The sequence below is a fragment of the Bacillus sp. JJ1474 genome (assembly GCF_036965225.1).
Lineage (GTDB): Bacteria > Bacillota > Bacilli > Bacillales > Cytobacillaceae > Cytobacillus.
The window spans coordinates 1,824-10,305 of record NZ_JBALPC010000043.1; the positions used below are offsets into that span (position 1 = coordinate 1,824).

7 protein-coding genes and 1 pseudogene are annotated in these 8,482 nt (G+C 36.3%); 3 read left to right on the forward strand and 5 right to left on the reverse strand.

Features of this window, described 5'->3' with window-relative positions; genetic code table 11:
- The 3 genes from V7164_RS06655 to V7164_RS06665 form a co-directional block, all read right to left on the reverse strand.
- A partial coding sequence (locus V7164_RS06655; protein ID WP_335353732.1) for a response regulator occupies positions 1-554 on the reverse strand: 554 nt, incomplete at its 3' end.
- On the reverse strand, positions 547-2,172 hold the full coding sequence (locus V7164_RS06660; protein ID WP_335353733.1) for a sensor histidine kinase: 1,626 nt from the start codon (positions 2,170-2,172) through the stop codon (positions 547-549). The genes V7164_RS06655 and V7164_RS06660, both read right to left, overlap by 8 nt.
- Positions 2,173-2,397: 225 nt before the next feature.
- Positions 2,398-3,126 (reverse strand): YheC/YheD family protein, encoded by a 729-nt coding sequence (locus tag V7164_RS06665; protein WP_335353734.1) that lies wholly within the window; start codon positions 3,124-3,126, stop codon positions 2,398-2,400.
- Between the two features lie 309 nt (positions 3,127-3,435).
- On the opposite strand from V7164_RS06665, the gene V7164_RS06670 reads away from it, so the two are divergent.
- Together V7164_RS06670 and V7164_RS25660 are read left to right on the forward strand one after the other, a co-directional pair.
- The gene (locus V7164_RS06670; protein ID WP_335353709.1) at positions 3,436-3,735 is read left to right on the forward strand and encodes a hypothetical protein; all 300 of its coding nucleotides are present in this window, start codon (positions 3,436-3,438) and stop codon (positions 3,733-3,735) included.
- Between the two features lie 131 nt (positions 3,736-3,866).
- Positions 3,867-4,749: pseudogene (locus V7164_RS25660) on the forward strand (transposase).
- A gap of 152 nt (positions 4,750-4,901) precedes the next feature.
- Here the strand turns inward: V7164_RS25660 and V7164_RS06685 are convergent.
- Positions 4,902-5,636 (reverse strand): sulfite exporter TauE/SafE family protein, encoded by a 735-nt coding sequence (locus V7164_RS06685; protein WP_335353735.1) that lies wholly within the window; start codon positions 5,634-5,636, stop codon positions 4,902-4,904.
- Between the two features lie 185 nt (positions 5,637-5,821).
- On the opposite strand from V7164_RS06685, the gene V7164_RS06690 reads away from it, so the two are divergent.
- The gene (locus tag V7164_RS06690) at positions 5,822-6,391 is read left to right on the forward strand and encodes a DUF6434 domain-containing protein (protein ID WP_335353710.1); all 570 of its coding nucleotides are present in this window, start codon (positions 5,822-5,824) and stop codon (positions 6,389-6,391) included.
- A gap of 35 nt (positions 6,392-6,426) precedes the next feature.
- Here V7164_RS06690 and V7164_RS06695 read toward each other — a convergent pair whose 3' ends face one another.
- On the reverse strand, positions 6,427-7,926 hold the full coding sequence (locus V7164_RS06695; RefSeq protein WP_335353711.1) for an amidase family protein: 1,500 nt from the start codon (positions 7,924-7,926) through the stop codon (positions 6,427-6,429).
- Positions 7,927-8,482 lie beyond the last annotated feature (556 nt).

Below are 8,482 nucleotides of genomic sequence, written 5' to 3' on the forward strand. Positions count from 1 at the left end.
GTTGAAAAATGCCCCTTTTGATCCACCACTAGAAGGAGAATTTTTTTTAATGTTATTTTTGATAATCCTTTCGGTACTGTTGCAGCAAGTTTATTTCCATCAGGAATTACGGGCGATGGACCTCTTTCATTTATTAATAATTGATCTAGCGTATCCTGATCTGTCTTTTCTAACTCTGTCGTTAATGAATGATATTGAAGAAACTTCTCAATGGCCAATTTAAATCTTTCATAAGAAAACGGTTTAATTAAGAAATCAATCACACCATATTCTAACGATTTCTTAATTGTAGGTATGTCGTGAGCTGCTGTAATCATAATGATCGGTACTGAAAGCTGCTTTTGACGTACCTCTTGTAAAAAATCAATTCCTGTTTCTCCAGGTAAGTAAACATCAAGTAAAATTAAATCTGGTATATCCTCATTAATTATCTTCCATAATTCATCAATTCTGCCAACAGTTGCAACAATTCGAAAACCTCCGAAACGCTCAAGATATTGTTGATTGATCATGGCAACCATTGGGTCATCTTCAACGATGATGACTTTAATCATTTAAGCTCCTCCATTTATATGGCACTTCGATTCGAAAAATACTTCCGGTCCCTACTTTTGATTGTACATCAACAATCCCATGATATTGTTTAACAATTGATTGAACGGCATCCAATCCATACCCTCTCGTTCCACCTTTAGTCGAAAAGCCTCTTTCAAATATCTTTTCTATGAGGGCCTTCTCCATACCTACGCCTGAATCTTGGACTTCAAACAAGATCACTTCCTCCTCTTCATCATAATGCAGAAAAAGCGACACTTGTTTTTCCTTTGAATTTACGACAGCATCTTTCGCATTATCTAACAAGACTCCCATCGATAAAAGCAAATCATGAAGCATCTCACCCATTTTCATATATGGAAAATGAGAATCTGAATCGATCGTTAACTTGACACCTTGCTCTTTTAATTCACTCGTTTTTGCTAGTAAAAAACCTGCAACTGCCGGGCTTTTTATTTTATCGGTTACAAATCCAATTTCTCGGTGATAATCAGCATTTAATACGCGAATAAAGTGAGCAACATCATCAAATTTCTTCAATTCAATTAATCCTAAAATGGTATGTAATTGATTCATAAATTTATGGTTTTGAGCACGCAAGGAATCAATAAATTGTTCCGTACCACTTAGTTGACGAATAACCTGCTGCATTTCAGATTGATCTCGCAATGTGGCTACTGCTCCATATATCTCTTCATTTATATAAATGACTTTAATATTTACAATTAGCTCAGACTGATTAACGACTACTACTTGATTGGAAATTGATTTTCCAGCTGTGAATACTTCTTTAAAAAACAACGAAAATATATCCTTATCGAGGTACGTACCTTTCTTGTAATCACCAGTAAACTTAGCCTTCTCCATAAGCTTAGTAAAATTTGAATTATGTAAAAGGATTCTTTTATCAGGGGTTACTGCAATAATCCCCTCGCTTACTGAATCAATAATGATATCACGTTCTTTTATATTTGCCACAATCTGCTGGGGTTCAAGTCCTAATAATAATTTTTTTAATTGATGTGCTAAATAAATGGCTCCTATTAGCCCCACGAAAAGACCAAATCCTAAACCAAAATAAAGAGTTTTCTGAGCATCCCAAAGAGCTTGATTAACGGTTTCCTGTACAATGCCAACACATACAATTCCAACTTGCTCCCCTTTATCATTCCAAATAGGTGTAAAAAAACGTGTCCCTTCTCCTAAAATACCTGCTTGTGTTGAAAAATGCTCAGTACCATTCAATGATTGTTTGGCATCTTCAATATTTGAAAATGGTTTTCCAATGATATTAACATGTGGATGTGATTTGCGAATAAGCTCATTATTGAGCACAACAACAAAGCTTACATCTGTGGATTCCACTATTTCCATTGCATATTTTTGAATGTCTGGGCTATTTGAACTTTTAACAACTTCATTTATGACACGGGGATCTTTAGCTACCATTCTAGCAACATTCATTAATTTTTCTTTTACAATATTATGTTCCCTCTCTATCACATAATGGTGTAAAAGTACTGCTGATGATGTCAATGAAACTAAGACTGACATTAAAACCAATAAAGCCGTCATTTTTTTCAGTGTTAATTTAGTTAGCCATTTATTTTCAATCATTATCAATTCCCTTCCTATGCATCTTAGTTTCTATTTTAACACGTTTCGACAAATTTCTTAAATCATGTTGGGAACACGAAAAAAGCTATTCACCAGCGTGAGTAGCTTCAGCCTGTAGAAAAACCTCCATTTGGATGGATTTTACAAGTTTTTATTTTTATATTAAATAGCAACCTATTGATTTGAGTAAGATGGGAAAACAAAATAAAAAATTACAAGACTATTTTATTGCCTTTTAAATCTTTCTATTTTTCTTAAAGTCTTTTTATCACCTAGTAGGCGAAATAAGGCAAGGCAAGGTGAACAGTTAGCTTCGAAAATCCAAATTTTTTTATTTTTATCAATCCCAATATCTAATCCAAAAATTCGATGTCCTGGATAAATGCTGGATAACCTCTCGGCTGTAAGTAGGGTTATTTCTTCAATTCTTTTTATTAATTTAGTTGAATTAACATTTTTTATATGTGATTTTTCCAATGCGTTTTGAACAATCATTACTTTTTGGGCCACATTTGTAATAAAATACCCCTTCAATGCTACTTTTGCTGCCATTCCGGTTACCACCCATGTTGCATCTTCTGTCTTTCTTTGAACCATTACTCTTAGGTCAAAAGGAAAATTATTAATTTTAGCTAGATTAATAGCCTGTTGTACTATGTTTTCTCGTTTAACTAAATTACTTTTTACAGCTCTAAAAGTTTCCATTCTTCCATAAATAATACGCTTGTGCCCCTCCGAACGGAACTCATACAAGTCTTTATCAATCGTTTTAATTTTAATTAACCCGTTTCCAAAACGCCCCCTATTAGGTTTAACAATAACTTGCTGATGTCGCTCCATAAGCCCCCAAAAGTTATCCTCATTCAACATCATTGTTTCTGGTAAAATTTTTTTTAATTGATCATCCAGAATTAGAGTCTTATGTTGGTCCACTTTTCCGTAAGAGACTTTCACCAAAACTCACACTCATTTCCGTTGTTTTTCCTTATGATATTCATTATTCTTCCTCCCTCTTGTATTTGTGACTAAAAATAAATAATAAAAGGAGGTGCAAGAAAATGGAGAAACTGGGCTATGATAAAATGCAATTATAAATCAGATTGGTAAATTAGCCGCTTCAGCTTGTTCACCTCTGAATACCTTATTACAGAAGTACGATTCCAATGAAAAAGTAAGAAACAAATTTACTACTCTGTCCTTCTAGAAAAAAGAGTTAGGTTTATTGGGAAATGTATTTCTAAAATTTATGGAGGTGAAAAATAAATGGGTGTAAAAGTTATCCAAATCGCTCTGTCAGGTGCTCAAATAGACTGTCAACCATTTACGCTTCAGGGTTTTTTTACAGTGAACGGCGTTGGAGTTTCAGGAGTTCCAATCACACTCACTATAACGAGTCCGGCAACGGTTTCTCCAACTTTAGTTACGACAGGTGCGGGTGGTGCTTTTAGCGCTACAGTAACTACTCCAGTACCTGGACAAGCTGTCACCATTACTGCTACCTCGGCTGCAGTGGATGGACTTCCTTCCGTATCCCAGAGTGCAACTTTTACTTGCTCACTATAACAACAAAAAGAGGCTTATACAGCCTCTTTCAGACTGTAGACAAACTCGAAGAAATTCGAGATTCTCTACAGTCTTTTTTCATTAATAATAAATATTAAGAGAAAAGAGATATTTCGAGGTGACGGATTAGGATAACGAGAAACAATGATACTGAAAGAGACCAATTAGAAGTGATCGAAATTGACCAACTTGTACCAGAAGATCATTTAGTTCGTAAAATTGAAGCAGCTATTGATTTCTCTTTCATTTATCCATTAGTTGAAAATCTCTTTTCAACACTAGGTCGTCCGAGTGTTGATAATCCTGTTGTGTTGATAAAGATGACTTTTATCCAGTATGTATTTGGTATTCGTTCTATGCGACAAACCATTAAAGAAATTGAAACAAACGAAGCTTATCGTTGGTTCCTAGGCTTTGGTTTTTATACAGAGGTTCCTCACTTCTCTACCTATGGTAAGAATTATGAACGTCGTTTTAAAGAAACCGATTTATTTGAACAAATCTTCTACCGAATTTTAAAAGAGATTACAGACAAGGACCTATTGAGCGCAAAAGTAAACGTAAATTTGAAAAGAAAATCGTAAGAAAAGAAGCTCGAGCTTACAAAACGAAGCTTCAGCTGAATTAAATCAAGACCGTGTAGATAACGGAAAGAAACCTTAACTGTGGCATCTGAAGCTGCCTATAAGACTCCTGCGATCTGCAACTTTCTTTTAGAAAATGGGATTACGCCTGCACTTCCTTATACTAGACCAAAAACTAAGGAAGGCTTTATGCGTAAACATGAATATGTTTATGATGAGCACTATGACTGCTATATCTGTCAGCAAGGAGAGATATTATCGTAAAGAATCAATTGAACGGGTCTTTGCGGATGCAAAAGAAAAGCATGGAATGCGGTGGACAACCTTAAGGGGAATAAAAAAATTGTCCATGCAGGCTATGCTTACTTTTGCTTCAATAAATCTTAAGAAATTAGCCAATTGGACTTGGATCAGTCCAGAAATGTCTTAAAATATCAGATCAATAGATAGTCAACCTCTATTTCTTATTGATTTTTGATGAAAAATAAAAAAGCATTTGGGAATAAGAGCATTCCCAAATGCCTTTTGTCGTCAATCTGAAGCTATTCACCAGCGTGAATAGCTTTTCCTAATATTTTCTAACTAAAAAACATTTTCAATAAATATTTGTACAATGAGTGCCGCTGTTACAATTCTTAAAATCGGTTTTACATATTGTGGTTTTAGTTTTTGAGCAATCCTGACACCAATTTGTGCACCTGTAAGAGATCCTAATAGCAGCGCCAATGTAACCGGCCAAATGACTTTTCCAGTGGCGATATAGGTAATGGCTGCCCCAAAACAACTTGAAAAAGTAGCAAGACGGACCAAACCTACGGCACGAATATAAGCGATATTTAAATAGCTAAATAAATAAAGCATCAAAGTCCCTTGACCAGGGCCAAATAGACCATCATAGATTCCAATACTGTAAAGTCCCGGCGCACTAATTTTGTTTAATTTTAAAGGCTCCTCACCAGTAAAATTCCCTTTTCCTATAAATGAAACTATAAAAGCAAATATTAGGAGAACAATCGCCACAATATACATGTTTTTTCCTGAAATCCATGATGCAATAATACCCCCAGTGATTCCGCCGCTAATACTGACTGGTATGATCCAATAGCATTCCTTTAGGGAGATTTCCTTCTTTTTGAGCAGGTAAAAAAAGCTTGAAAACGAACTAACGGTATTTGATACTTTATTTGCCGCAATCGCCGAATGTACAGGGATCCCCATTATCAGCATTACTGGCAGGTTAATTAATCCTCCACCGCCAGCCAGCGTCCCCAATGTCGTAGCGGCAATTCCAATGAAAAAAAGAATAACATACTCCATCATTTACCACCTCCTTATAAAGTATATGATCAATTTTTTGATAAATAAATTTAAAGTTATTTATCAAAGTTGATAAGAATTACTTATCATCGAAATATACTTAATAAAGCGGTATGTTCAAATAAATATGATTTTATAGAACGTATGCTCTATAATGAATTTATAAAAGGACGGGGAAAATTACAATGAGGCCAATTCTTTCAAAAGATATAAGTATTCAAGCCTTTAGGGATTATTATTGGTTAAAAGGAGAGCTACAAGTCTTCTGTAGAGAACATCAATTAAGTGCATCAGGCTCGAAGCTAGAGATTGCTGACAGAATCGAAACCTTTCTTCAAACAGGAAAAATAAAAAAACCTCTAAAGCAAAAAAAAAGTCATATGAAAACTGAAACAGAAAGCCTATTAAGTCTCGATACAGTTATCAAAGAAAATCATCGATGCAGTCAACATGTTAGATCCTTTTTTAAGACTGCCATAGGTCCCAAATTTCATTTTTCCACATATATACAAAACTATTTTAAAAATAATATCGGGAAGACTTATCGTGATGTAGTAGATGCTTGGCATGAAGAAGAAGCACGTAAAAAAGATCCATCCTATAAGAAAAAAATCGCTCCTCAGTTCGAATACAATCAGTTTGTTCATGACTTTTTCGCTGATCCAAAGAACGGAGGAAAAAGTCGTCATGAAGCGATTGAAGCGTGGAACCATATAAAAAAACTGCCTGGTAGCAATAAATATACTCCTTCTTAATGATAAAAAAGGATTAGCTTAAATTATTTAATTCCTTATTCATTAAACATTGGGTTTAACCGTACATCCTGCCATATCTCCATTTGCTCAAACATCCCTGCTAATTGTAGCAGTAAATCTTCCCTGCCTCTTGCTGCCATCACCTGTACTCCAATTGGCAAGCTATCATTCGTGAGGTGTAGAGGCATGGACATAGCTGGCTGTCCAGTAAGGTTTGCAAGCTGAGTAAAAGGTGTTCGCATAAGGTTTTCCTCAGCAATTTTATCTACAATCCCTACTTTCTTCAATAACCCGCCAGCACCTAATCTTCCTGCGATATTTATTAGTAGTTTTTCAGAAGATGTGAGTTCTAGCTCACCAATTTTTGCTGGTGGAAAGGCTGTAGTTGGTGTTATATATAAATCATAGGTTTCATGAAAGACTTCCATTTTGTAAGCAGCAAAATCCCATTCTCTTAAACTAAGGACAAATTCTTCCGCAGTTGTAGCTTTACCTAGCAGTCCTAATAACCATGTAGTCGGTTCAACATCTTGAATTGTCGCTTTTCTTCCAAGGATTTCTTCTAGGGAAGATATGATTGCGGCCGTTTCACCAAAATACATGGTTAAATAGCTTTTGGCGATTTTCTTTCCATCAACGGGAGCATCAATTTCTTCTATACTATGTCCCATTGATTCTAGTGCTTTAACAGCTTTCCAAACCGCCTCTTTACAGTCGGCATGGACTCTAGTACCAATGGGTGACTGAACCGAAAACGCAATGCGAAGCTGTTTTTCTATAGGTGTTTGTGCGGCTTGAAGATAATTCCCGCTAAATGGCGGAGCATGAAAAGCGGCAGTTTTTTCATATATTGATAACTCATCCAACATAGCTGCGCTATCCCTTACTGATCGAGTTAATACATGCTCTACTGATGCTCCCTGCCAACACCTCCCCATCTTTGGCCCCACCGGCGTTCTTCCCCTTGTTGGTTTTAACCCAAATAATCCGCAATAAGCAGCTGGAATCCGAATAGATCCACCCCCATCATTTGCACCGGCAATGGGGACCATTCCTGAAGCAACTGCCGCACCTGATCCCCCGCTTGAACCGCCTGGAGTAAAGTTCTCGTTCCATGGATTCCGTGTGGCTCCATAATGCTTGGGTTCGGTTACTGCCAACAATGCAAACTCAGGAACATTCGTTTGACCCATAAATACAGCTCCAGTTTTTCTTAATTGTGATACATACAACGAGTCCATTTCAGCTCGATAGCCTTCGAAAGCTTTTGAACCTAATGTAATAGGCTCTCCTTTAATTTCTTGACTGATATCCTTCAACAGCATGGGGACACCAGCAAAAAAACCGAAATGCTCTCTGTCCGCATCTTTCCGAGCTTGTTCATACATTTTATGAATAACCGCATTGGCCTTCGGATTTAAGGAGTCTATCGTTCGAATCGCCTCCTCCACCACCTCAATCTGCTTTACCTCTTTTTTCTTTACGAGCTCGGCCAAACCAAGTCCATCATAATCTTTATATTTGAACCCTAACATACTAATTCCCCCCTTTGGATATTACTCAGTCACTTCTGCATTATTTGTCCAAATAAAAGCATTAACTACATGTGTTAAGGCATCCATTCCAGTTGTTGGAGTCAAATGAGGCGGCAAATTGATCTTTAATAATGGATCCTTAACTAATAATGCGGAACTAAAGGCATATCATTAATTGCATTTTTTCACTCGTTTTACTGCCTGATCCGACAGACACATCTGTTGCTTTCACTCCCTATTCCAGATGTCGTAAGGATTGTAAAAAGTGAAAGAAATGGTTTTTCGAACTTTCAATTCACCATTCATTTGAGGAATCGTTTTATCAGGTCTTGCTATAAGAGCAACCACCACTTTAGTCATATAATTCTTATTATTTATGTGTAATTCCTTTTTTCTAGAACAATCTGCTTATTTGGTTTCACTCAGGTGCAAATGGAGACCGAATAATGCAATTTCAACAGTTAGTGGACAACTTTCAGCACTTTTCTATAAACCAGTCAATTAAACCTGGGTTCTGGACAGCTTTCGGCGCTTTTCCCAAAACCTGTCCAGCAAA

What these genes read in the sequence shown, in the direction of transcription:
- V7164_RS06660 (WP_335353733.1), bottom strand. Translation starts at nt 2,172, where the DNA reads ATGATTGAAAATAAATGGCTAACTAAATTAACACTGAAAAAAATGACG.
- V7164_RS06670 (WP_335353709.1), top strand. Translation starts at nt 3,436, where the DNA reads ATGGGTGTAAAAGTTATCCAAATCGCTCTGTCAGGTGCTCAAATAGAC.
- V7164_RS06685 (WP_335353735.1), bottom strand. Translation starts at nt 5,636, where the DNA reads ATGGAGTATGTTATTCTTTTTTTCATTGGAATTGCCGCTACGACATTG.
- V7164_RS06690 (WP_335353710.1), top strand. Translation starts at nt 5,822, where the DNA reads ATGAGGCCAATTCTTTCAAAAGATATAAGTATTCAAGCCTTTAGGGAT.
- V7164_RS06695 (WP_335353711.1), bottom strand. Translation starts at nt 7,926, where the DNA reads ATGTTAGGGTTCAAATATAAAGATTATGATGGACTTGGTTTGGCCGAG.